This is a genomic window from Streptomyces sp. MS191 (assembly GCF_008042125.1).
In the GTDB taxonomy this organism is placed as follows: Bacteria; Actinomycetota; Actinomycetes; order Streptomycetales; family Streptomycetaceae; genus Streptomyces.
The window spans coordinates 1-944 of the sequence record NZ_RDBI01000059.1; the positions used below are offsets into that span (position 1 = coordinate 1).

A 944-nucleotide genomic window follows, 5' to 3' on the forward strand; every position below is an offset into this window, starting at 1 on the left:
CGTGCAGTTCATGCTCGCCGACATGGCCATGAAGCTGGAGGCGGCCCGGCAGCTGACCTACGCGGCCGCGGCGAAGTCCGAGCGCGTGGACGGCGACCTGACCTTCTTCGGCGCCGCCGCCAAGTGCTTCGCCTCCGACGTCGCGATGGAGGTCACCACCGACGCCGTCCAGCTCCTGGGCGGCTACGGCTACACCCGCGACTACCCCGTCGAGCGCATGATGCGCGACGCCAAGATCACCCAGATCTACGAAGGCACCAACCAGGTCCAGCGCATCGTCATGGCCCGCAACCTCCCGTGACGCGGCGGCGGCCGGGGGCGCCACGGCGTCCCCCCGGCCGCCCGGCCCCACACGCGAAAGGGGCTCCCCGTCCCGGGGAGCCCCTTTCGCGTGTCGTCCGGCCGCGCCGGCGGGCGGTCAGCGGTCCGAGGTGACGGTCACCTTCTCGTCGTTCTGGATCTGCTGCACCAGCTGCTTCACCTTCGGCATGTCCCACTTCAGGGAGCCCTGCGGCGCCGTGCCGGAGATCGGCATGTTCATGGACTTGCCGTCGCCGCCGTTGATGCCCTTCATCGCGAAGAACATCTTGCCGAGGTCGTACAGCGACATGTCCTTGTCCACGATCAGCGTGTCCAGGCCCGCGCCCAGGGTCGGGTAGAGCTTGAACGGGTTGAGGATCGTGCCCGGCGTCGCCGCCTGGTTGGCCAGGGCCGAGAGGAACTTCTGCTGGTTCTTCGTCCGGGCCAGGTCCGACTGCGCGAACGCGTACCGGGTGCGGACGAAGGCCAGGGCCTGCTCGCCGTTGAGGGTCTGCTCACCGGCCTGGAAGTCGGCGCCGGAGTTCTTGTCCTTGAACCCCTTCTCGATGTTCAGGTCCACACCGCCGAGCGCGTCCACGATGTTCGCGAACCCGGCGAAGCCGATCTCCGCGTAGTGGTCGATG

At 68.5% G+C, this 944-nt stretch carries 2 protein-coding genes; one reads left to right on the top strand and one right to left on the bottom strand.

Annotation, left to right across the window (positions count from 1 at the left end; genetic code table 11):
• A partial coding sequence (locus tag EAO71_RS26250) for an acyl-CoA dehydrogenase family protein (RefSeq protein ID WP_261992364.1) occupies positions 1-301 on the top strand: 301 nt, incomplete at its 5' end.
• A 117-nt stretch (positions 302-418) separates the two neighbouring features.
• Here the strand turns inward: EAO71_RS26250 and EAO71_RS26255 are convergent.
• A partial coding sequence (locus EAO71_RS26255) for an LCP family protein (RefSeq protein WP_187282833.1) occupies positions 419-944 on the bottom strand: 526 nt, incomplete at its 5' end.